Source organism: Acinetobacter sp. 'aerobic (ED)', from assembly GCF_904886855.1.
In the GTDB taxonomy this organism is placed as follows: domain Bacteria; phylum Pseudomonadota; class Gammaproteobacteria; order Pseudomonadales; family Moraxellaceae; genus Acinetobacter; species Acinetobacter courvalinii.
On sequence record NZ_CAJHGI010000009.1, the window covers coordinates 41,931 to 66,099 of the forward strand.

The following is a 24,169-nucleotide window of genomic DNA, read 5'->3' on the forward strand; positions in this document are numbered from 1 at the left end:
TATGATTGACTTTATTGATTTAAAAGCACAGCAACATCGAATTAAAGATAAAATTGATGCCGGTATTCAAAATGTATTGACGCATGGTCAATATATTCTAGGTCCAGAAGTAACTGAGCTGGAAGAAAAGTTAGCCGCCTATGTCGGTGCGAAGTACTGTATTACCTGTGCCAATGGAACCGATGCCTTACAAATTGCACAAATGGCATTTGGTATTGGTCCAGGTGATGAGGTAATCACACCAGGCTTCACTTATATTGCGACCGCGGAAACAGTGGCTTTATTAGGTGCGAAGCCAGTCTACGTGGATGTTAACCCTAAAACCTACAATCTGGATGCGGAAAAACTAGAAGCTGCCATTACTCCTCGCACAAAAGCCATTATTCCGGTGAGCCTATATGGCCAGTGTGCTGACTTTGATGCAATCAACGCGATTGCTGCAAAGTACGGTATTCCGGTAATTGAAGATGCTGCACAAAGCTTTGGTGCAACTTATAAAGGTCGTAAAAGCTGTAATTTAAGTACAGTTGCTTGTACCAGCTTTTTCCCAAGTAAGCCATTGGGTTGCTATGGCGATGGTGGGGCTATTTTTACCAGCGATGATGAGTTGGCTAAGGTGATTCGCCAGATCGCACGTCATGGGCAAGATAAGCGTTACCATCATATCCGTGTCGGCGTGAATAGTCGCTTAGATACCATTCAGGCTGCAATTTTGTTACCGAAACTAGAAATTTTGGATGATGAAATGCAGGCACGTCAAAAAGTAGCTGAAGTTTATAACCAGTTATTTAATCAGGCGGGTATCCAGACAACGCCATATCTTGAGCCACATAACACCAGTGCATGGGCACAATATACGATTCAGGTCGATAATCGTGCAGATGTTCAGGAAAAACTAAAAGTTCAAGGAATTCCAACGGCTGTACATTATCCGATCCCATTGAATAAACAACCTGCAGTGGCTGATGCAAGTGTGAGTTTGCCCGTCGGTGATGAAATTGCGGAAAGAGTTATGAGCTTGCCAATGCATCCCTACTTGACGGTCGAAGCTCAAGAGAAGATTGTTACGGCTTTAAGGTAAAATCATGAAAAAAATACTTGTTATCGGAAATGGGGATTCAATTTTCGTTAAAGATTTTATTAATCAATATAATAAAATTGGAGTGTTAGTGGATCTTATTTCCTATGGCAAGGAAAGTATGAATGAAAATGTTCGATTGCAGAAAAATTTTCCTATCCGTTTAGGATTAAGTTTTTCTGCAATCAAAAATTTCTATAAATTTAGGAGTGAAGTAATAGATAAAATGGATAATGACTATGATGCTGTTGTTATACATTTTATTAACTTTGCATTAGGTCCTCATATTTTTTCTTTAAAAAAGAAAACAAAAAAAGTTGTTTCTGTAGTGTGGGGAAGTGATTTTTATCGCGAAAACTCTAAGATCAAAAAGTTTTTTCAAGATTTAATATATAGAAATTCACATTCTATTGTTTTTACAAATCCTAAAACAAAAGAATTATTTTTGTCTAAAAAATCTTATATCCCTACACAATTAGATATTGCAAGATTTGGTTTGCCAGTTTTAGATGAAATAGATGAGTTTAAAGAGAGTGAATATAAAGAAGCTTGTGATTTATTTGGTCTACCTAAAAATAAAATTAAAATAGCAGTAGGGTATAATGCTAGTTTAGATCATCAACAATTATTAATAGTTAAACAAATAATCAATTTTGATAGTAAATTTCTAAATAGGATTCATCTCATTTTCCCAATGGGATATGGCAATATTGAAAATAAAAAATTAATAGAAAAAGAATTATATAAAAATAAAAATATAGAATATACAGTTTTAGATAAATTCTATAATTTTCATGAGGTGGCTAAGCTTAGAAAGGTTACAGATATTTTAATCAATATTCAACCTACAGATCAGTTTAGCGGTTCAATGCAAGAAGTATTATATGCAGGTGGTTGGATATTAACAGGTGCGTGGTTACCTTATGAGAGTTTAATGAATTTAAATCCTAAAATGGTTTTAATTAATGAAAAAGAACAAGTCGGAGAAAAACTCATAGAACTAATAGAGAATAGTGCTGTAAGTTCTATGGATAGGACAGAAGCTATAAAAGCTTTTATTAGAAATGAATCTAGTTGGGAGAATAACTTACCTATCTGGAATAGAATACTCTTTAACTATTGATTACAGAAAGATTATGAATATTAAGAAAATTACTGGTTATGCAATTGGTCCAATAGGCTCGGGTATTCTAGGTTTTATTACACTTCCAGCGATAACTTGGTTTTATTCTATTGATGACGTTGGGCGCGTTTCAATGTTGCAAGTATTCACTAGTTTTTTTATTTTATTATTTTGTTTGGGGTTAGATCAAGCTTATATAAGAGAATATCATGGTAGTGAAAATAAATCATTATTATTGAAAATGTCTTTATTGCCAGGATTTATTTTAAGCTTAGTGTTTTTCCTAGTTTTGTTTTTGTATGATGAAAAAATTATATCAATATGGTTGTATGAGTTATCTGATACATATTTAAGTATTTTAACTGCTATTTGTTTTGTAGTTGCTCTTATATCACGGTTTTTATCATTGGTTGTTCGAATGCAAGATCGTGCTTTTGCTTTTTCGATGAGTCAATTATTAGCAAAAGTTTTGTTTTTATTTTTTATATTAATTACAGTATGGCTTGGTTTTGCTCGAAATACATATAATCTAATAACCGCCAATGTATTATCTATGTTTTTTACTTTTCTAATTTTTTCTTGGAATACAAGGAAAGATTGGGTTGAAATTTTCAATAATAAAGTTGATAAAATCTTATTAAAAAAGTTATTAATTTTTGGCCTGCCTTTAGTAATAGGTGGTTTAGCTTTTTGGGGGCTAAATGCAATGAGTAGGCTCTTTCTTAGAGCTATGTCCACCTATTCAGAGTTAGGGATTTATTCGGTTACAATGAGTCTTGCTTCAGTAGTTACTATATTATCAAGTATTTTCAATACAATTTGGTCACCTATGGTGTATAAATGGGAAAGTGAAAATTCTATTGATATAAGTAAAATAAATTCTATTTCTGAAATTATATTAGCGGTGATTTATTTTTCTATTGTAATAGTAGGCTTATTTGCATGGATTATTCCTTTTTTACTTCCTCATGAGTATATGATGATACAATTTTTAATAACGTCTTGTTTGATTGGACCGTTATTATATACATTATCTGAAGTTACGGCAGTTGGAATTTCATTAACCAGAAAAACAAAACTGTCTATGATAGCAGCAGTATTTGCTATGTTTGTGAATTTATTAGGTAACTATTTTCTTGTTCCTATATATGGAGCAATAGGAGCTACTGCCTCTACAGCCCTAGCTTTTTGGATATTTTTTGTTTTAAAAACTGAATTTTCAAAATTAGTTTGGCATAAAATTTCTGTTATAAAAGTATATGTGGTTACAGGTGTGTTAATATTATACTCAATCGCAAGTATGTTTTTTTTACAAAAACATATGTTAATTTTAATTCTTTTTTGGTTGATTTTGTTTTTTATAGGATTGTTTGTTTTTCAACAAGTAATTAAAAAAACTATAAAGCAAATTAGAATTAAATTAGTGAAAGTTTATTGAATTTTATTAAAATTGTCTTGAAAAAATTTATTATTGTGAGAGGTGATATATGAGCAGAGTTAATAATGGCTTAATTACTGTAAGTTCAATATTAATGTTGCTTATGTTTTTATCTTTTTTTAAAGTTGTAGATTTCAGTTTGTTTATTATATTGGGGGATGTGTTTTTATTATCTTCTCTAGTTTTTATTTTTCTTGTTTTTTTAGTGCAGATTGATAAATTTAAGAAAATTAATAAAGATGTTTTTTTTATAATATTGCCTTTAATTTTTATTGCTTTAATTTATTTTGTAAATATTTTTTATTCAATGAGTCCACTTGTTTCTTTGCAAAGATCTTTTTTAATTTTTCTAATAGGGATTTCTTTTATTTTCTTCTATAAAGTTGGTACGCTAGATAAAAATCAAACAGTTAAGAAGAATTTATTTTGGTTGTTATCTTTAATTGTTATTTCTATAGTTCTATTTTATTTAATTCGACCAGAAATATCAGGAGCTAAGCTCTTTTTTCTTAATGCAAATGCTTTTGGTATGTATGTCACTCTTTTGTTTCTAAGTTTGATGACTGTCGGGACAAAGAAATTAAGATGGTTGATATTTTTTGTGGGATTGTTCTTTGTTTTTGTAAGTTCTTCAAGAAGTTCTTTATTAGCTTATATAGGGAGTTTCCTTTTTTTACTTTATGGTGATTTATTTTATAAATCTAAGAAAGTTTATATGTCAATAATTTTGTCTTTAATTTTTCTTTCTGTCGCTATTATCTATTTTATGATTTATATTGATTTATCTCAATATAATGAACTGGTAAGGGACTATTCTAATAAAAATCTTATGTCTGGTCGAAATGAAGTTTGGCCTTTTGTTTTAGATTTAATTAAAGAAAAACCTTATTTGGGTTGGGGTGGCGGATCTACATTAGCTGATTTAAGTTCTTATAATTTTTCTAGCCACAATATGTATTTACATACAGCCTTACAAATTGGTGTGGTTGGGGTTTTGTTTATTTATGTATTTTACTTTAATCTGTGGAGATCTTTATGGAAGTTTAAAGGAAAAAATAGTGAAATATATAAAGTTAATGCCTTATTTGTTTGGTTGATTTGGATTCAAAATTTTGAAGTAACTTTATTGCAAAATAATTTAGCAATGAGTATTCCTGTTATTTGTTTAATTGCATATTTTATGGGTATTAGTAATCTTAAATTAAAAGAGGGTTCATTTTAAATGAATATTATTTTTCACTGCCCATTTCCTTTAGATCAAAATGCTAAATCTGCAAGTGGAATTCGACCAGTTAAGATATTGCAAGCTTTTTACGATTTAGGCTTTAATGTGGATTTGGTTGTAGGGTACTCAGATGAGCGTGCCTTAGCAATTAAAAATATAAAGCAAAAAATAAATAATGGATATCAATACAATTTTGTATATTCTGAAAGTTCAACTATGCCAACGGCTTTAACAGATCCTCATCATTTGCCACTAAAACCTTTTCTAGACTTTAATTTTTTTTCCTTCTTAAAAAAGAAAAATATAAAAATTGGTTTATTCTATCGAGATATTTATTGGATGTTCGAAGACTATGGGAAAAACTTACCTTGGTATAAGAAGCAACTAGCTCTATTCTTTTATCGTTTCGACCTAAAAATGTATAACAAACTACTTGATAAACTTTATTTACCTTCATTGAAAATGGGTGAATATATAAAAATTTCTAATAAAAATGTAATTGATGCTTTACCGCCTGCGCATTCTACTAATGATTATCGAGTTCAGCCGAAATATGAAGATAAGTTGAATTTACTCTATATAGGGGGCATGGGTACTGATTACAAAATGCATAAATTATTTGAAGCTTTAAAAGTACTTCCAAATGTTTCTTTAACTCTTTGTACCAGAGAGAATGATTGGGCAAGCGTGAAAGATGAATATGGTCTAATTCCTGATAATATTCATGTAGTTCATAAAAGTGGAAATGAACTTGAAACTCTCTATGATAATTCTCATTTAGCTGTTCTATTTGTTGAACCAAGAGATTATCGTGAGTTTGCAGTACCGTTTAAGTTATATGAGTATATAGGCAGAAATAAACCTATTATTTGTACATCATCTACATTAGTAGGAAACTTTGTCGAAGACAAATATATTGGTTGGGCGCTTGAATATAACACTGATAAATTAATAAATTTATTATCTAATATCACAAAAGAAGAGGTAGATAACAAAATCCAGCAAGTTTTGCGGGTTAAAGAAAATGAGACTTGGGAGAGTAGAGCTAAGAAAGTATGTACTGATTTGGGTATAAAGCTATGAAAGTAATTTTTCTATCTAATGCTGGCAGTATTCATACTATTCAATGGGTAACTTATTTAGCAGATTTAGGTATAGACGTTCAAGTTATTTCTCAACAACCCATAGGCGAGAGTTTTCCTGCTCATATTCCTGTTCATATATTGCCCTTTAAGGGTTTTCTAGGATACTTTTTGAATACAATTCCTTTACGGAAATTGTTGAAAGAGCTTAAACCTGATGTGTTGAATGTTCATTATGCAAGTGGTTACGGTACAACTGCACGCTTAACGAATTTTCATCCTTATGTATTGTCTGTGTGGGGCAGTGATGTTTTTGAATTTCCTTTACGTTCATCTTTGCATAAATACTTATTAAAAAAGAACTTGGCTGCAGCAGATACGATTGCTTCGACAAGTATTGCTATGCGTAATCAGACACAACAGTTCCTGGCAGCAGGGCGCCCAATCTCAATTACTCCTTTTGGTGTGGACTTTTCTAAGTTTAGTCGAAAACAGATAAGCAAAGGACACCAGAGTAGCGTTACAGTTGGTACGGTTAAAACACTTAAGCATGTATATGGTATTGATATTTTAATACATGCTTTAGCAAAAGTTTATAATCTTTTACAACAGCAAAATAGCAAATTAGCTGAGAAAATTAAATTTCGTATTGTTGGTGGTGGGGAAGATTTGCACAAGTTACAGCAACTTGCTGAAAATCTAGGTATAGAACATATTATTACTTTTGTTGGTAGGGTTGAGCATGATGCTGTTCCCCAGGAGCTTGCGAAATTAGATATATATGTAGCGTTAAGCCGCCAAGAAAGCTTTGGTGTAGCAGTGCTTGAAGCACAAGCTATGGGTTTACCTGTAGTAGTTTCAAATGTCGGTGGTCTTCCAGAAGTGGTTAAACAGGGTGAGACAGGATATATCGTAGAAACAGAAAATCCAGATCAAGCAGCAGAAATGATTATTAAGCTTGTGTTAGATCAACAACTCAGAGATGAGTTTGCCATGAATGCAGAGCATTTTGCGCGTCAAAATTTTTCTTGGGAAGCATGTGCTCAACAGATGCAAAAAGTTTATCAAGACACATTAGTTAGTTTTAAGAAAAGAGTATAAGTTATGAAAATTCTTACTGTTATTGGTGCACGACCACAGTTTATCAAAGCAAGTGTGGTCTCAGCTGCAATTCAGAAAAGTTCAGAATTACAGGAAAAAATTATTCATACTGGACAGCATTTTGATGAAAATATGTCTAATATCTTTTTTGATCAATTAGGCATTCCTAAGCCTGATCATCAATTAGATATTAATAGCGGTAGTCATGGTGCCATGACGGGACGTATGCTTGAAGCAATTGAAAAAATTTGTCTAGAAGAAAAGCCAGATCGTTTAATGGTTTATGGGGATACTAACTCCACCTTAGCGGGTGCGTTGGCAGCTTCTAAGCTTCATATTCCGGTCGCGCATATTGAAGCAGGTTTGCGTAGTTTTAATATGCGTATGCCAGAGGAAATTAATCGAATTTTAACTGATCAGGTCAGTGATATCTTATTTTGTCCTACGGATACAGCAGTAAAGAATCTCAATAATGAAGGATTCAATGCCAAGCCTGTGAAGGTCTTGAATGTAGGTGATGTTATGCAAGACTCATCTATGTTCTTTGCTGAAAAAGCAGTAAAAAGTGCGGTATTGGATCATATTCCTGAAACAGGATTTATTGTGGCCACTTTGCATAGAGCCGAGAACACCGATGTACCTGAACGCTTAAAGGCGATTATTGAAGCATTAAATTATATTCACCATCACATCCAGCCTGTAGTTCTACCTTTACATCCACGTACACAGAAAGTTGTAAAATCTCTTGGTTTAGCGCTTGAGATGATTGTACTTGAACCTGTTGGCTACCTGGAAATGATCTGGTTACTTAAGCATTGCAGCGCAGTTGTCTCAGACAGTGGTGGCGTACAGAAAGAAGCATTTTTCTTTAAAAAACCATGTATTACCATGCGTGATCAAACCGAATGGGTTGAGTTGATAGAAAATGGTGTCAACGTATTGGCGGGTGCGGATACTCAAAAAATTATTGAGTTGACTCAAGCAATGCTAAATAAAAATATTGAAGATCCTTTCAATCTTTACGGTGGTGGTAAAGCGTCACAAAATATTGTCAATGTTTTAGCCAGTATGTAATGTTATGAGTCAGAATAAAACGATTTGGATTATTAATCAGTACGCCTCTACCCCGGAAACGGGATTAGGGGGGCGGCATTATTACTTCGCTAAAGCACTGGCAGAGATGGGATACGAAGTTTTTCTTGTTACTGCAAGTTATACACATTTGCTTAGAACTCCCCCAGCGATTTCGGAAAATTTTAAAGTTGAAACCATACAGGATGGATTTAATTTTGTATGGGTCAAGATGCCTGCTTATGGTGAGGCACACAGTAAAAAACGAATTTTAAACTGGTTCTCTTTCGCTTGGAAAATTCTGAAATTAAGGAATATCCTACCTGCGCCTAATGTTATTTTATATTCTTCACCAAGTTTAGTCGGTTATCTAGGAGCGGAAAAACTAGCGAAGGATCTTTCAGTACCTTTGGCTTTTGAGGTGAGAGATATTTGGCCGCTTACTTTATGCGAGTTAGGTGGTTATTCGGAAAATCATCCTTTTATCAAATTATTACAATGGATTGAAGATCGAGCATATAAAAATTCAGATTATATTATTTCTAATCTGAAAAACTCTTTTCAGCACATGCAAAACCGTGGAATGGATTTAAAGAAATTTTCTTGGGTTCCCAATGGTTTTCTTCAAGCAGAAGTGGATACTGCTGCGCCTTTAGAAAAAATAACCTTAGAACAATTGCCAAAAGATAAATTTATTGTTGGCTATGCGGGCACGTTTGGTATTGCCAATGCATTGGAATCTTTCATTGGTGCGGCAGAAAAACTTAAAGACTATCAAGATATTGCATTTGTTTTGGTGGGGCAAGGTAAATTAAAGGAAACTCTCCAGCAGAAAGTCACTGATCTGGGTTTAAAGAATGTATATTTTGTAGATGCAATACCTAAAAAACAAATTCAAACCCTGCTGGGACATTTTGATGTTTGTTATATAGGCTTGACTAAAGACCCTTTATTTAGATTTGGTGTATCTCCAAATAAACTTTTTGACTATCTCTATTCAGGTAAACCCATTATTTACGCAATCGACTCCGGTCAATATACACCGGTCGCCGATGCTCAAGCTGGTATCCAAGTTGAGCCGGAAAATGAACAGCAAATTATAAAGGCTGTTTTAGAGCTATATAGCTTATCAGATGAAGAACGTAAATTAATGGGTGAGAGAGGTCATCTGGAAGCTGTGAATTCTTATGAATATGGTAGTTTAGCTAAAAAATTATCAAAAATATTATTGGATGAAAAGTAATGAAACGGTTACTGGATATCATTATTGCCTCTACTGCCCTAATTCTGCTTTCACCTTTATATGCCTACGTTGCTTATAAAGTGAAAAAGAATCTGGGTTCACCTGTATTGTTTCGTCAGATTCGTCCAGGCCTGCATGGTAAACCTTTTGAAATGATCAAGTTTCGAACCATGAAAGATGCAATTGATGAGCAGGGTAATCCGTTACCGGATAGTGAGCGTTTAACCCCTTTTGGCAAGATGTTACGTTCGACCAGTCTGGATGAGATGCCTGAACTCTGGAATGTAATTAAAGGTGATATGAGTGTTGTAGGCCCGCGTCCACTCTTGATGGAGTATTTACCTTTATACAATCAAGAACAGGCAAAACGCCATGAGGTCCGTCCGGGTATGACGGGATATGCTCAGGTCAATGGCCGGAATGCGATTAGCTGGGAACAGAAGTTTAAACTGGATACTTGGTATGTAGAAAATAGATCAGTTTGGTTAGATTTTAAAATTATGTTGCAAACGGTTAAAAAGGTCATTGCTAAAGATGATATCAGTGAAGCTGGTGAAGCGACGATGACAAAGTTTACAGGTACCCCATCGGAAGAAAAGGAATGAGCCAACCGATCTATGCGATCTATGGCGCGTCAGGCTGTGGCCGCAGTTTGATGCCCGTTGCACGACAACAATTACAGCGCTTGAATAGTGCAGCCGAAATTTATTTTATTGATGATAGCTTACTAGAAGAAAAAATTATTAATGGACATAAAGCAATCAATTATCAGGCTTTTAAAAATTTAAATGCTGACGATAAATATGTATTGATCGCAATTGCGAATAGCCAGATTCGTGAAAAAATCGCCAATCAGCTCTTGAGGGATGCCATTCACTTATGGACTGTACAAGCGGATAATACGGTCATGATGGACAATATTGAGATGGGTGAGGGCGCAGCGTTAAGCCCTTTTGTTTCAATTACATCAAACATAAAAATCGGCAAATGCTTTCATGCTAATTTATACAGTTATGTTGAGCACGATTGCGTGATTGGTGACTACGTTACTTTTGCACCAGGTGTGAAATGTAATGGCAATATCCATATTGAAGACCATGCCTATATTGGATCAGGTGCTGTGATTAAACAGGGCACACCCGATAAGCCGTTAGTGATTGGCAAAGGTGCCGTCGTTGGTATGGGCGCGGTGGTGACTAAAAGTGTACCTGCAGGTGTAACCGTGGTCGGTAACCCTGCAAGAGTTTTAGAAAGAAAGTAAGACATATTTTTATTAGGAAATCATAATGTTAAATACTGCATTTGAACCATGGCCAAGTTTTACCCAACAAGAAGCAGACGCAGTTAAAGATGTATTACTTTCCAATAAAGTAAATTACTGGACCGGGCAAGAATGTCGGGAGTTTGAAAAAGAGTTTGCAAGATTTGCCGGTACTCAATATGCAGTAGCTTTAACCAATGGTACCGTTGCGCTGGATGTCGCTTTAAAAGCCTTAGGCATTGGATCAGGGGATGATGTGATTGTCACTTCACGTACCTTCCTGGCTTCAGCCAGCTCAATTGTCACGGCTGGCGCCAATCCTGTATTTGCCGATGTAGAACTGGATTCACAGAATATTTCACGTCGTACCATTGAAGCAGTACTTACGCCAAATACCAAAGCGATTATTTGTGTGCATCTGGCAGGCTGGATGTGTGATATGGACCCGATTATGCAGCTTGCTGAAGAAAAGGGACTGTATGTCATTGAAGACTGTGCCCAAGCGCATGGTGCCAAATACAAAGGCAAACCGGCCGGTTCGATTGGGCATATTGCGGCTTGGTCATTCTGTCAGGATAAGATCATGACCACCGGTGGTGAAGGCGGTATGGTGACTACCAATGATGAAATGCTATGGAAGAAAATGTGGTCTTATAAAGATCACGGCAAAAGTTATGATAGCGTTTATAACAAGCAACATCCGCCAGGTTTCCGATGGTTGCATGATTCATTTGGTACAAACTGGCGTATGATGGAAATGCAGGCGGTGATTGGTCGCATCCAGTTAACACGTATGGCAGAGTGGACACAACAACGCACTGAAAATGCAGAGAAAATTTTAAAGGCATTTGAAGGTTCTCCTTATTTTACTGTTCACTTGCCTTCGGATGACTATATACATGCTCATTATAAATGTTATGTCCAAGTCAATTTAGCTGCATTGCCTGAAGGTTGGTCACGTGACCGCATCATGCAGGAAATTAATGCGCAAAATGTACCGTGTTTTAGTGGTTCATGTTCGGAAGTCTATCTGGAACATGCCTTTGACGGCACACCATGGCGCCCTGAACAGCGCTTACAAAATGCCCAGCAGCTCGGTGAGACCAGTTTGATGTTCTTGGTTCATCCAACTTTAAGCCAAGACAGTATAGATAAAACGATTGATGCGATTCAGCATGTGAAAGAATCAATTCAAGCCATATAAAAAAGCAAATGCAAGAGGATGATCAGAGGTCAGACTCTTGCTTTTATGATTATGTAATCAGTATGTAAAAGTCATTTCTAGTTCTATAAGAAATGCGTATAAAGATCAGACTGAAAACGAGACACCCAGAAGATCATCGTGAAAAAGATTATTCATCAATTCGCCTCAGCACCACGGCAATTTAAGCAAATTTTCCTCATTATTTTGGATGCTTTAGCTTTCCCTGTGATTTTATGGTTGTGCTATGTCATCCGTTTATTTGATTTAGGCGCAGACATTATTCCAGGTATTGATCACGGGATTATTCTGGTTAGCCTGATTACGGTTATAAGCTTGGCGCTTACCGGTGTTTATCATTTTATTGTACGGACATTTAACGAAGTCTTTATCGTTAAGCTGGCGATTGCGGTTGCCTTGACCATGGCCACCTTGTACGTCCTGAATGTATGTACGCAAGCCTATATCCCGATGTCGATTCCATTTATGTATGGTTTCATGATGTTTGCCTGGGTATGGCTCAGCCGTGCAGTGATTCGCTTTATGATTAAGGCATCTTACTATTCCGAAATTGGACGTAAACGCATTGCGATTTATGGCGCTGGTGATGCAGGTCAGCAAATTGCTGCGGCTTTGCATCGTTCAGATGACCATTTACCGGTATTCTTTATTGATGACTATACTTCTTTACAAGGACAGACAGTTGGTGGTTTAAAGGTCTATTCGGTTGAAAAAGCCTTACAGCGCTTTAAGAAAGACCGTATCGATGAAATTTTACTGGCGCTGCCTTCAGTGGGGCGGGTACGCAAAACAGAAATTATTCAGCAGTTTGAAAGTGCGCGTTTAAAAATTACCGAACTCCCTGGATTGACCCGTCTGGTCGACGGTGAAATCCAGGTTTCGGATATCCAGGAAGTGGATATTATCGATTTATTGGGGCGTGATCCGGTGCCACCGATTTCACATCTGATTGCCAAAAATATCCAGAATAAAGTGGTCATGGTGACAGGCGCGGGTGGTTCAATCGGTTCTGAGCTATGTCGTCAAATTATTAAAAATAAACCTAAAATGTTAGTGCTGTATGAGCTCACAGAATTTGCGTTATATGACATTGATAAAGAGTTAAGACAAACAGCTACCTGTGAAATTGTTCCAATTTTGGGAACGGTACAGGACCAGCAAAAACTTGAACGGATTATTGAACAATACCAGATCCAGACGGTTTATCATGCTGCGGCCTATAAGCATGTTCCTTTGGTTGAATGTAACCCGATTGCGGGATTGAAGAACAACAGCATTGGTACCGCAAACAGCTTGAATGCTGCCGTGAAAAAAGGTGTAGAAACCTTTGTGCTGATCTCAACCGATAAAGCGGTACGTCCGACCAATGTGATGGGGGCATCAAAGCGTATGGCTGAGCTGTATTGTCAGGCCGTGGCTGAAACCAAACCTGCTACCCAAATCAGTATTGTTCGTTTTGGTAATGTATTGGGCTCTTCCGGTTCGGTTGTTCCATTGTTCAAGCAACAGATCGCCAAAGGTGGCCCGATTACCGTGACTCATCCTGAAGTGACCCGTTACTTTATGACCATTCCAGAAGCATCACAGCTTGTCATTCAGGCAGGTGCCTTGGGTTCTGGCGGGGATGTATTCCTGCTGGATATGGGTGAACCGGTCAGAATTCAGGATCTAGCGCGCCAAATGATCAAGCTCAGCGGTTTAAAAGTGAGAGAAAGTGGTTCACTGGATGGTGATATCGAAATTGCCTATAGCGGCTTACGTCCAGGCGAGAAACTGTATGAAGAACTGCTGATTGATCAGGACAATACCGAATATACTGAACATACCCGTATCCTGCGTTCCTTTGAGAAGCATTTTGCATTGGACGAAATTCAGGAAGTCTTTGGTAAAATCAGCCAGATGACTGCAATTGATCATGATGTTGACTGGGCCTTAACCCAGCTTGAACATTATGTAGATGGCTATAAGCGCAGTGGCGAAGTTAGAGTAAATTAATCTGAGAAAGTAATGATCAAAAAAGCAATTTTACCTGTTGCAGGCCTGGGTACACGTTTTCTACCTGCAAGCAAATCGATTCCCAAGGAAATGGTGACCGTTGTTGATCGCCCAGCCATCGAATATGTAGTGCGTGAAGCGGTTGAAGCGGGAATTGAACAAATTATTCTGGTCACCCATTCTTCAAAAGCATCAATTGAAAATTATTTTGATCGTAATTTTGAGCTGGAAACGACGTTAGAGCAAAAAAAGAAATTCGACTTGCTCAAAGAAATCACTGACATTCTGCCAAAACATGTCAGCGTGGTGAGTGTGCGTCAACCACAGCCATTGGGCTTGGGTCATGCGGTACTTTGTGCAAAAGATATTGTCGGCGATGAAGCCTTTGCGGTGCTTTTGCCTGATGTGTTAGTAAAAAATGCAACCTCTGAAAATGATCTGTCTTTGATGATTCAACGCTTTGAGGCCGCTCAAGCTGCACAAATCATGGTGGAGGCTGTGCCCGATCATCTGGTTGATCAGTATGGGATTGTGGATGTCGCGGTTTCACCGAATGAAGGTGAGAGTATCGTGATGCAAGGCATTGTAGAAAAACCGGCAGTCGGGACAGCGCCTTCGAATTTATCGGTGGTTGGCCGTTATATTCTGCCTGCCCAGATCATGGAACTGCTGGAAAATACCCCACGTGGTGCTGGCAATGAAATTCAGCTAACAGATGCGATTGCCACTTTACAACAGGCAAAAACCGTTGAGGCATACCGCATGAAAGGTCAGACCTTCGATTGTGGTAGCAAGCTGGGTTATCTAAAAGCTGTGTTACATTATGGGATTGAGCATCCAAAACTGGGCGCAGAGTTTAAGGGCCTGATTAAGGAATTGGCCCTGTAATCATTGAGGGCAAGCATGTTATGAAAGTTGCAATCTTTGGCAATACCTTATATGCAGGCGTGATGTCTGCATTATTGTCTGAAACGGGGCATCTGGTGTATTGGTGCTCACAGCTCGATACCAAAGCGGATGATCAGCAATATTCCTTTCATGATGAAAATGTCAGCCATTTACTCGAAAAACAGCTGACCACGGGTTTTCTGCGTTATAGCGATTTAGCCAGTATTCCGCTAGATATCGATGCCTATCTGTTCAGTTTTAATCAGACGCAGGAGCAGCAGGTTTTTCAGCTGTTACACTCACTGAAACAACGTCCGATCATTCATCCAAAACTGATGATCAATGCCTCAACCTTTGGTTTACGCGGAACCGAAAAGTTCCAACAGATCTTGTCGGATGATGACTGGGTGTATTTGCCGGATACCATGCAGGAAGGTAATGCCTTACAGAGCTTGACCCAGGCCAAGCAGCTGATTGTGGGCTGTACGCGCAGTGAAGTGCAGGTCAAGGTCAAAGAGTTGCTCAGACCTTTTTTTCCTTTAGAACAGCAATATCTATTTATGCCGATACTGGATGCCGAGTTTACCAAACTGAGTATTTCCGGCATGTTGGCGACCCGCATTAGTTATATTAATGATCTGGCCGTGGTGGCTGAAAAACTCGGGATTGATATTGCCTCGGTGCGGCAGGGTATGTCTGCAGACAGTCGTATCGGCTCGGCGTATCTGGCACCTGGTGCCGGTTTTGGCGGGGAAAACTTCTCGCATGATATTTTGACCCTTGCCAATACCGTTGCCAATACCGGGGTGAAAAGCCAGTTGCTTGCCCAGGTCTGGGATATTAATGAGCAACAAAAAGAGATCCTGTTCCGTAAGTTGTGGAATTACTACCACGGCGCTTTACAAGCAAAATCCGTTGCAATTTGGGGGGCTTCTTTTAAGGAGAATACCTCCAGCATTCAACATTCTCCAATTCATCAAATGCTTGCCGCCCTGTGGGCGCAGGGTGTTACCGTTCATCTGCATGATCCGCAGGCACTGGATGAAATCGAGATGATGTACGGACAGCGCAGTGACCTGATATTGCATCATGATCAATATGAAGCTGTACACAACGTACATGGGTTATGTGTTTTAACGGCCTGGAAACAATACTGGAGTCCGGATTTCAAACAGTTAAACCAATTGATGCAACATCCCTTAATTTTAGACGGTCGCAATATTTATGACCCGCACTATGTAAAAGCACAAGGTTTTGCCTATATGGGAGTGGGGCGTTAAAGATGACAAAACAGATACATCCTTTTCCGGTCAGGGAACAGACTTCGGTGGTAGAACAGTTAGCGGTTTTACAGAAACAATTTAAAGACCTGCATCTTAATACCCTGTTTGCAGCAGATGAGGCACGTTTTAAACGTTTTTCCGCTGAGTATGACCAGATTGTTTTTGATTTTAGTAAACATCGGATTGATCAGCAGGTTTTAAGCCAGCTGGTAGATTTGGCGCATGCGCAGGATCTGGATGGATGGATTAAACGTCTATTTTCATGTGAGCAGATTAACTACACGGAACAACGTGCTGCGATGCACTGGGCCTTACGCTTACCCAAATCCAGTCCAACGCTGCCCGTCGTGAATCAGGCGGTCCAAGCGCAACTTGAGCAAATGTATGCACTGGTTGAAAAAATTCATGCCGGCCAATGTCGTGGCGCAACGGGTGAAGTGATTCAGGATGTGGTGAATATTGGGGTCGGTGGATCAGATCTCGGTCCACTCATGGTCACGCATGCGCTTTCAGATTTTAAGGTCAAAACGGCAAAGCCCTTAGATATTCATTTTGTTTCAACCATGGATGGCAGTCAGCTCTCCGGGTTGTTGCATCAGCTGCGCCCTGAAACCACCTTATTTATTATTTCCTCCAAGTCGTTCGGGACCATTGATACACTTTCCAATGCCCAGACCGTACGTCAATGGTTAGAGAAAGCCTTAGGCAATAATGAAAAAATCCTCAAGAATCATTTTGTGGGGGTGTCGACCAAACCGGATAAAATGACCGAATGGGGTATTGCACCGGATAAGCAGCTTTTACTGTGGGATTGGGTCGGTGGCCGTTATTCATTATGGTCGTGTATTGGTCTGCCAATTGCACTGACCATTGGCGTGGAAGGCTTTAAGCAATTCTTGGCCGGGGCATACGCCATTGACCAACATTTCCAGACGGCCCCGTTTGAACAGAATATTCCGGTATTAATGGGCTTGTTAGGGGCATGGAATAATAATTTTCTCGATATCCAGACCCACGCCGTGCTGCCTTATGACGGGCGGCTCAAGTATTTTGCCGCTTATTTGCAGCAACTGGAAATGGAGTCGAACGGCAAATCCATCCAGCGCAATGGCGAAAAGGTCAGTTCAGTGACGTGTCCAATCGTTTGGGGCGAAGTGGGGCCGAATGCGCAACATGCATTCTATCAGTTGCTGCATCAAGGTACCCATTCCGTCAGTTGTGACTTTATTGCTCCGGTCAAACGTTATAATGCCAATCAGTTTACCTATGCAGAAAGTGCCGAAGCCTTAGTCGAGCAACATCATCTGGCTTTATCCAACTGTCTGGCCCAGTCACGCCTGCTGGCTTTTGGTAATCAGGCCTTGGCGGCAGATGAACTGCAAGGCCTACCTGCCTATAAGCAATATGAAGGCAATCAGCCGAGTTCAACCATTTTACTCAAAGAGTTGAATCCATATAGCTTGGGGATGCTGATTGCGATGTACGAACATAAAGTGTTTGTGCAATCGGTATTGTGGAATATCAATCCCTTTGATCAATGGGGCGTTGAAAAAGGCAAGGAAATTGCCAATCAGCTGTTGCCGATTCTTAACCGTGAGCAGGAAGATCTATCTAGTTTTGATGCATCAACGCAAGGCTTGCTTAAAATATTGCTAGGAAAAACAGATGGCTAAGATTTTAGTCACCGGCGGGGCTGGCTATATCGGTTCGCATACCTGTGTAGAATTATTGGATGCAGGCCATGAGGTAGTGGTATTCGATAATCTATCCAATAGCTCGGAAGAGGCTTTACGCCGTGTCGAAAAACTGGCCAATAAAAGCCTGGTATTCATACAGGGTGATATTCGCCATGCCCATGAACTGGACCCTGTTTTTCAAAATCATCAGATTGATGCGGTGATTCATTTTGCTGGCTTAAAAGCAGTGGGAGAGAGCCAGCAAATTCCTTTGGCATATTTTGATCATAATATTGCGGGAAGTATACAACTGTTTAAATCGATGCAAAAAGCGGGCGTATTGCGTTTGGTCTTTAGTTCCTCTGCAACGGTATATGGTGAGTTAAATCCTTCGCCCTATCAGGAAGACATGCCGCTGAGTTTGCCGAATAACAATTATGGTTATACCAAACTGATCATTGAACAGATGCTAGAAAAGATGGCGCTGGCAGATACAAAATGGTCGATTGCCTTACTGCGTTATTTTAATCCGGTCGGTGCACATAAAAGTGGACAAATTGGGGAAGACCCGCAAGGCATCCCGAACAACCTGATGCCGTATGTGACCCAGGTTGCTGTGGGACGACGTGAAAAACTATCTATTTTTGGTCATGATTATCCGACTAAAGATGGGACCTGTGAGCGGGACTTTATCCATGTAGTGGATTTAGCGAAAGCCCATGTGCTGGCGGTCACCAACCGGTTAAACAATCACGGTTGTCGGGCCTGGAATATTGGAACAGGTACACCAATTTCGGTTCTACAAATTAAAGAAACCTTTGAAAAAGTGAACAGGATTCAGATTCCAACCGAATTTGCGGAGCGCAGAGCCGGGGATTTGCCAGCATTTTATGCAGATGCTTCACGAGCGCAAGCTGAGCTCGGTTGGCAGCCGCAATATACGCTGGAAGATATGTTGGCAGACAGCTGGAACTGGCAAAAGCAAAATCCAAACGGTTTTAACTGATTCTCGGCAGCAATAAAAAAAGGAGCATAAAGCTCCTTTTTTTATTGCTTGGAATTAGCCCTGAATCAACGCGGTTAATTCATCGACATAGTGTTGCATCGGTTGCGGATTTTGATCGGCACGGCTTTCAATATTTAAGCGCAATAATGGCTCAGTATTCGATGCACGGACATTCAGACGCCACGCACCAAAATCCAGACTCACGCCATCGGTACGGTCCACTTGCGGATTTTGACCGGCATAATGATCAAAGATTTTTTGTACCGTCGCTTGGGTATCTGCAACTTTAAAGTTGATTTCACCACTGCATGGGAATTTGGCAATCATGTTTTCAACCAAGGTGGAAAGCGATTGACCTGTTTCTGACAGTAGCGCAATGGTGAGTAACCACGGAATCATCCCGCTATCACAATAAGCAAAATCACGGAAATAGTGATGGGCGCTCATTTCGCCGCCGTACACTGCATTGTGTTCACGCATCACGTCTTTAATAAAGGCATGGCCCGATTTCGACTGTACCGCGACGCCTTGATATTGATCGACGATATCAAAGGTATTCCAGACCAGGCGTGGGTCATGCACGATTTTTTCACCTGATTGTTTGATCAGGAAGGCTTGTGCCAATAAACCGACAATGTAATAGCCTTCAATAAACTGCCCTTTTTCATCAAACAGGAAGCAACGGTCAAAGTCACCATCCCAGGCAATACCCATATCGGCTTGATGCTGCAGTACAGCATCGCGGGTACTGTCGCGGTTTTCAATTAAAATTGGGTTAGGAATACCATTCGGGAAGGTGCCATCCGCTTCATGGTGGATTTTAATAAATTCCACAGGGATGTTGAGTTGCTGGAATTTTTGTTCAATCGCATCAATCACATGACCTGCTGCGCCATTGCCGGCATTCACTACCAGTTTAAGTGCTTTGATTTTTTGCGGGTCAATATAAGTGAGCAGATGCTCAACGAACTCAGGCAAAATATTATAGTTTTGCATAGTACCTTTATTCGCAACTTCAGTGAATTGCCCTGATTCCGCCAGTGCCTGAATTTCTTTTAAGCCTGTTTCCGCACTGATCGGGCGTGCATTTTCACGCACCAGTTTCATGCCGTTGTAATCCATCGGGTTGTGGCTGGCAGTGACTTCAATCCCGCCTTGTACATCGAGATGGAACGCTGCGAAATACACTTCTTCGGTGCCGGTCATGCCCAGATCAAGCACATTGACGCCTGCATCATTCAAACCACGAATGGTGGACTGTTTTAGACCTTCACTGCTTAAACGGATATCACAACCAATCACGACGGTTTTAGGCTGATAGATCTGTCCATAGGCACGACCAATGTTATAGGCAATCTCTTCATTCAGTTCGGTACCGAGTTTGCCGCGAATATCGTAGGCTTTAAAGCAAGTCAGTTGAGTCATATTGTTCAATTCATGGTGATGTGATTTGAGTTGTGACCACATTATACAGATATCGTCAGCAAGTCATATTTATAGTTCTTTATTGGTGGGTTTAAGTTGAGTATGAAGCTGAATAAAGATCGTAAAGGTAAATCATTTATCAGACTTTAGTCGAATAGCGAATAAAACGGCCAAGCTAAATGGATTGATTTAATTTAATTATTATTGGTCATACCAATTATTGTTTTGTTGATAGGGTTGCTCCTTTTAATTCGGGTAATTAAGATGCATAAAGATTGCAAATGGATGATATTTGCCGGTATAGTGAATATTGGTCATACCAATATAAAAAGATTCGTTCAAGATCGAAGTGAAAACAAAATGACGCCCAGCATTTCAAGGAGATGAGAATGCTAAATGTGTGGCAACAAATTTATGATCCTTTCAATAATATCTGGCTATCCAGTGCGGTGGCGCTGATCCCGATTATTTTCTTCTTTTTGGCTTTGGCGGTATTTCGTTTAAAAGGCAGTGTGGCAGGGACCTGTACCGTCATCATTGCCCTGCTGATTGCGTTATTCTTTTATCAGATGCCCGCTGAAATGGCATTTGCTTCGGTGATTTATGGCTTTTTTTACGGCTTATGGCCGATTTCCTGGATTATTATCGGTGCGGTGTTCCTGTATAAAATTTCCGTCAAAACCGGGCAGTTTGATGTCATCCGTTCCAGTATTTTATCGATTACCGAAGACCAGCGCTTACAAATGCTGTTGGTCGGTTTTGCCTTTGGGACATTCCTTGAGGGTGCGGCAGGTTTTGGTGCGCCTGTTGCGATTACCGCAGCCCTGTTGGTGGGATTGGGTTTTAAGCCGCTTTATGCTGCGGGACTCTGCCTGATCGTCAATACTGCCCCAGTTGCTTTTGGCGCAATGGGCATTCCGATTATTGTGGCGGGGCAGGTCTCGGGTGTAGAGACCATGGAAATCAGCCAGATGGTTGGTCGCCAGTTACCCTTCTTAACCCTTATTGTGCTGTTCTGGATCATGGCGATTATGGATGGCTGGCGCGGGGTAAAAGAGACCTGGCCTGCGGTACTGGTCGGTGGTAGTGCTTTTGCAATCGCGCAATATCTAACCTCTAATTTTCTGGGGCCCGAGCTACCGGATATTACGGCATCGATTGCTTCACTGGTCAGCCTGACCTTACTGTTCCGCGTCTGGAAACCAAAGCATATTTTCCGTTTTGAGGGTGTAGAGCCACAAAATACAAGCTCAGCAGCGCATACGCCACAACGCTATAGCATTGCGCAGATTGCCAAAGCATGGTCGCCGTTTATGATTTTAACCGTGATGGTGACGATCTGGAGTGTGCAACCGTTTAAAGCCTTATTTGCTAAAGATGGAGCCATGGTGGACTGGATGGTTAAAATCGAAGTGCCGTATCTGCATAAGCTGGTAGAAAAAATGGCACCGATTGTGCCTGAAACCACGGCCTATGAAGCGATCTATAAATTTGACTGGTTCTCTGCGACAGGGACCGCGATTTTCATTGCCGCCCTCATTACCATCATTTTCCTGAAAATGAAAACCCGTGAAGCGGTCAGTACCTTTGCTGAAACCTTGAATGAATTAAAAACCCCGATTTATTCGATTGGTATGGTGTTGGCCTTTGCCTTTATTGCCAATTACTCTGGTCTGTCTGCGACGCTGGCTTTGGCGTTATCGCATACCGGTCATGCCTTTACCTTCTTCTCACCCTTTTTGGGCTGGCTGGGTGTCTTCCTGACGGGTTCGGATACCTCATCTAATGCCTTGTTTTCGGCCTTGCAAGCGACTACCGCTCAGCAAATCGGGATTCCAGAAGTATTGCTGGTGGCTGCCAATACCAGTGGTGGGGTAACAGGCAAGATGATTTCACCACAATCAATTGCGATTGCCTGTGCCGCGGTGGGCCTGGTGGGGAAAGAATCAGACCTGTTCCGTTTCACGGTAAAACATAGCATCATATTTACAGTCTTTGTTGGCATCATTGTCACGGTTCAGGCTTATCTGCTGCCGTGGATGATTCCATAACTCTACTCAAGGAAATGTGATGAGAATCTCCGATCAAGTGGTCATGAAATTACAGGCACTCATTGAGCAACGCCAGATGAAACAAGGTGATCGTTTGCCCGCCGAGCGTCAGCTTGCGACCAGTTTAGGGGTCTCTCGTCCGTCCTTACGTGAAGCGATCCAGCAATTGAATAGTCAGGGCGTGCTCAGTAGCCGCCGTGGTGACGGGACTTACATTCAACAGTTACCAGAGCAATGGTCACAACAGTTGATTGTGAATCCGATCAGTAACCTGATTGAAGAAGATCCGTTGTACCGTTTTGATGTGCAAGAAGCGCGTCTGTTACTGGAAGGCGGCACCGCATGGTATGCGGCATTACGCTCAACCGCTGAAGATCGCGCCAAAATCCATCATTATTTTGATGAGATTAGCCGCCATCAGAATGCTGGGGATTCGGCTCAGGCGGCAGTGGCGGATGCTGAATTCCACTTAGCGATTGCTGAGGCCTCGCACAATATTGTGCTGATCCAGATGATGCGTGGCTTGTTTGACCTGTTGCAATACAACGTCTTACTGGGACGCAAGAAAGTTTATAACGATCCTGTCAATGGTGACTTGCTCAGTGAGCAGCATTTTCAGGTGATGGATGCGATTGATCGTAAAGATCCCGAAGCTGCACGCCAGGCGGTGTGTGGTCATATTGAATTTGTGATTAATCATGTACGTGCTCTGGATGAAGATGAAGCTCGCCAGAAACGTGCAACACGTTTAAGTAGAGTTGACTCAAAATGATTATTTCTTCTGGCAATGATTATCGTGCTGCGGCACAACGTCGTTTACCGCCATTTTTATTTCACTATATCGATGGGGGCGCCTACTCGGAATACACCTTAAAACGCAATGTACAGGACCTATCTGAAATTGCCTTACGCCAGCGGGTGCTGAACGACATGTCGGCATTGAGTCTGGAAACCAGACTGTTTAACGAAACCTTGTCCATGCCAGTGGCTTTGGCCCCTGTGGGTTTAACCGGTATGTATGCACGTCGTGGTGAAGTGCAAGCGGCGGTGGCAGCGGATAAAAAAGGTATTCCATTTACCTTGTCGACCGTGTCGGTTTGTCCGATCGAAGAAGTGGCACCTGCCATTCAGCGTCCAATGTGGTTTCAGCTCTATGTGTTGCGTGATCGTGGCTTTATGCGCAATGCCCTAGAACGTGCCAAGGCAGCAGGATGCTCAACACTGGTGTTTACTGTGGATATGCCGGTGCCGGGTGCACGCTATCGTGATGCGCATTCTGGGATGAGTGGACCGAATGCGGCGATGCGCCGTTATCTGCAGTCGATGTTGCATCCGCATTGGGCATGGAATGTCGGGATGTGTGGTCGTCCGCATGACTTGGGCAATATCTCCAAATATCTGGGCAAACCGACTGGGCTGGAGGATTATATCGGCTGGTTGGGGTCTAACTTTGATCCGTCGATTTCTTGGAAAGATCTGGAGTGGATTCGTGAGTTTTGGGATGGCCCGATGGTGATCAAGGGCATTCTGGATCCTGAAGATGCCAAGGATGCGGTGCGTTTTGGTGCGGATGGCATTGTGGTCTCCAATCATGGTGGACGTCAGCTGGATGGGGTGATGTCCTCTGCACGCGCTTTACCTGCGATTGCGGATGCGGTGAAGGGTGATCTGGCGATTCTGGCAGACTCAGGTATTCGCAATGGTCTGGATGTGGTGCGAATGTTGGCCTTGGGTGCGGATACGGTGTTATTGGGTCGCGCCTTTGTATATGCCTTGGCGGCAGCAGGTGGGCAAGGGGTGTCGAACTTGCTTGATTTGATTGATAAGGAAATGCGGGTGGCAATGACGTTGACAGGTGCCAAGTCGATTCAGGAGATTAATGCAGATTGTTTGGTACAAGCCATTAAACAAGGTTTTTAAGAATAATTTGCTAAGTGATGCAGTAGGCACTGCCTCATCATTGGGTGACTTGCGGGTTTCTAGTGTAGAGGCGTTTGTCAC

General features: G+C 40.6%; 20 protein-coding genes. 19 read left to right on the forward strand and 1 reads right to left on the reverse strand.

The features are described from left to right. Position 1 precedes the first annotated feature (1 nt). The 16 genes from JO943_RS16260 (at position 2) to galE (ending at position 18,692) form a co-directional block, all read left to right on the forward strand. Positions 2 to 1,081 carry a DegT/DnrJ/EryC1/StrS family aminotransferase gene (locus JO943_RS16260; protein WP_202741315.1) on the forward strand — a complete coding sequence of 360 codons (1,080 nt, stop codon included), beginning with the start codon at positions 2 to 4 and terminating at the stop codon, positions 1,079 to 1,081. Between the two features lie 4 nt (positions 1,082 to 1,085). After that, positions 1,086 to 2,201 carry a glycosyltransferase gene (locus JO943_RS16265; protein WP_202741316.1) on the forward strand — a complete coding sequence of 372 codons (1,116 nt, stop codon included), beginning with the start codon at positions 1,086 to 1,088 and terminating at the stop codon, positions 2,199 to 2,201. Between the two features lie 13 nt (positions 2,202 to 2,214). Next, positions 2,215 to 3,639, forward strand: a complete 1,425-nt coding sequence (locus JO943_RS16270) for an oligosaccharide flippase family protein (RefSeq protein ID WP_202741317.1) — start codon at positions 2,215 to 2,217, stop codon at positions 3,637 to 3,639. 49 nt (positions 3,640 to 3,688) lie between these two features. Next, positions 3,689 to 4,861: an O-antigen ligase family protein gene (locus JO943_RS16275; RefSeq protein ID WP_202741318.1), complete on the forward strand. Its 1,173-nt coding sequence runs from the start codon at positions 3,689 to 3,691 to the stop codon at positions 4,859 to 4,861. Beyond that, positions 4,862 to 5,947: a hypothetical protein gene (locus JO943_RS16280; RefSeq protein WP_202741319.1), complete on the forward strand. Its 1,086-nt coding sequence runs from the start codon at positions 4,862 to 4,864 to the stop codon at positions 5,945 to 5,947. Continuing rightward, entirely contained in the window at positions 5,944 to 7,047 is a 1,104-nt protein-coding gene (locus tag JO943_RS16285) for a glycosyltransferase (RefSeq protein ID WP_202741320.1), read from the forward strand. The genes JO943_RS16280 and JO943_RS16285 overlap by 4 nt, the downstream gene beginning before the upstream one ends. Before the next feature lie 3 nt (positions 7,048 to 7,050). Continuing rightward, complete coding sequence (gene wecB / locus JO943_RS16290; RefSeq protein ID WP_199949981.1) at positions 7,051 to 8,121, forward strand: non-hydrolyzing UDP-N-acetylglucosamine 2-epimerase; 1,071 nt, start codon at positions 7,051 to 7,053, stop codon at positions 8,119 to 8,121. A 4-nt stretch (positions 8,122 to 8,125) separates the two neighbouring features. After that, entirely contained in the window at positions 8,126 to 9,361 is a 1,236-nt protein-coding gene (locus JO943_RS16295; RefSeq protein WP_202741321.1) for a glycosyltransferase family 4 protein, read from the forward strand. Continuing rightward, positions 9,361 to 9,966 (forward strand): sugar transferase, encoded by a 606-nt coding sequence (locus JO943_RS16300; RefSeq protein ID WP_202741322.1) that lies wholly within the window; start codon positions 9,361 to 9,363, stop codon positions 9,964 to 9,966. Before JO943_RS16295 ends, JO943_RS16300 begins: the two co-directional genes overlap by 1 nt. Then, the gene (locus tag JO943_RS16305; RefSeq protein ID WP_202741323.1) at positions 9,963 to 10,622 is read left to right on the forward strand and encodes an acetyltransferase; all 660 of its coding nucleotides are present in this window, start codon (positions 9,963 to 9,965) and stop codon (positions 10,620 to 10,622) included. Before JO943_RS16300 ends, JO943_RS16305 begins: the two co-directional genes overlap by 4 nt. 25 nt (positions 10,623 to 10,647) lie before the next feature. Then, positions 10,648 to 11,826 carry a DegT/DnrJ/EryC1/StrS family aminotransferase gene (locus JO943_RS16310; protein ID WP_202741324.1) on the forward strand — a complete coding sequence of 393 codons (1,179 nt, stop codon included), beginning with the start codon at positions 10,648 to 10,650 and terminating at the stop codon, positions 11,824 to 11,826. 138 nt (positions 11,827 to 11,964) lie between these two features. Further along, positions 11,965 to 13,839: a nucleoside-diphosphate sugar epimerase/dehydratase gene (locus JO943_RS16315; RefSeq protein WP_202741325.1), complete on the forward strand. Its 1,875-nt coding sequence runs from the start codon at positions 11,965 to 11,967 to the stop codon at positions 13,837 to 13,839. 12 nt (positions 13,840 to 13,851) lie between these two features. Beyond that, entirely contained in the window at positions 13,852 to 14,727 is an 876-nt protein-coding gene (gene galU / locus JO943_RS16320) for a UTP--glucose-1-phosphate uridylyltransferase GalU (RefSeq protein WP_202741326.1), read from the forward strand. A gap of 20 nt (positions 14,728 to 14,747) precedes the next feature. After that, on the forward strand, positions 14,748 to 16,007 hold the full coding sequence (locus tag JO943_RS16325) for a nucleotide sugar dehydrogenase (protein ID WP_202741327.1): 1,260 nt from the start codon (positions 14,748 to 14,750) through the stop codon (positions 16,005 to 16,007). Between the two features lie 2 nt (positions 16,008 to 16,009). Further along, the gene (gene pgi / locus JO943_RS16330) at positions 16,010 to 17,683 is read left to right on the forward strand and encodes a glucose-6-phosphate isomerase (protein WP_032876712.1); all 1,674 of its coding nucleotides are present in this window, start codon (positions 16,010 to 16,012) and stop codon (positions 17,681 to 17,683) included. Continuing rightward, complete coding sequence (galE, locus tag JO943_RS16335) at positions 17,676 to 18,692, forward strand: UDP-glucose 4-epimerase GalE (RefSeq protein ID WP_202741328.1); 1,017 nt, start codon at positions 17,676 to 17,678, stop codon at positions 18,690 to 18,692. Before pgi ends, galE begins: the two co-directional genes overlap by 8 nt. A gap of 54 nt (positions 18,693 to 18,746) precedes the next feature. Here galE and JO943_RS16340 read toward each other — a convergent pair whose 3' ends face one another. Then, positions 18,747 to 20,117 (reverse strand): phosphomannomutase CpsG, encoded by a 1,371-nt coding sequence (locus JO943_RS16340; protein WP_202741365.1) that lies wholly within the window; start codon positions 20,115 to 20,117, stop codon positions 18,747 to 18,749. 383 nt (positions 20,118 to 20,500) lie between these two features. On the opposite strand from JO943_RS16340, the gene lldP reads away from it, so the two are divergent. The 3 genes from lldP to lldD are packed head-to-tail and all read left to right on the forward strand — an operon-like array spanning position 20,501 to position 24,088. Next, positions 20,501 to 22,168, forward strand: a complete 1,668-nt coding sequence (lldP, locus tag JO943_RS16345) for an L-lactate permease (protein ID WP_199949991.1) — start codon at positions 20,501 to 20,503, stop codon at positions 22,166 to 22,168. Between the two features lie 19 nt (positions 22,169 to 22,187). Beyond that, the gene (gene lldR / locus JO943_RS16350; RefSeq protein ID WP_005228317.1) at positions 22,188 to 22,940 is read left to right on the forward strand and encodes a transcriptional regulator LldR; all 753 of its coding nucleotides are present in this window, start codon (positions 22,188 to 22,190) and stop codon (positions 22,938 to 22,940) included. Then, positions 22,937 to 24,088 carry an FMN-dependent L-lactate dehydrogenase LldD gene (gene lldD, locus JO943_RS16355; protein WP_202741329.1) on the forward strand — a complete coding sequence of 384 codons (1,152 nt, stop codon included), beginning with the start codon at positions 22,937 to 22,939 and terminating at the stop codon, positions 24,086 to 24,088. The genes lldR and lldD overlap by 4 nt, the downstream gene beginning before the upstream one ends. Positions 24,089 to 24,169 lie beyond the last annotated feature (81 nt).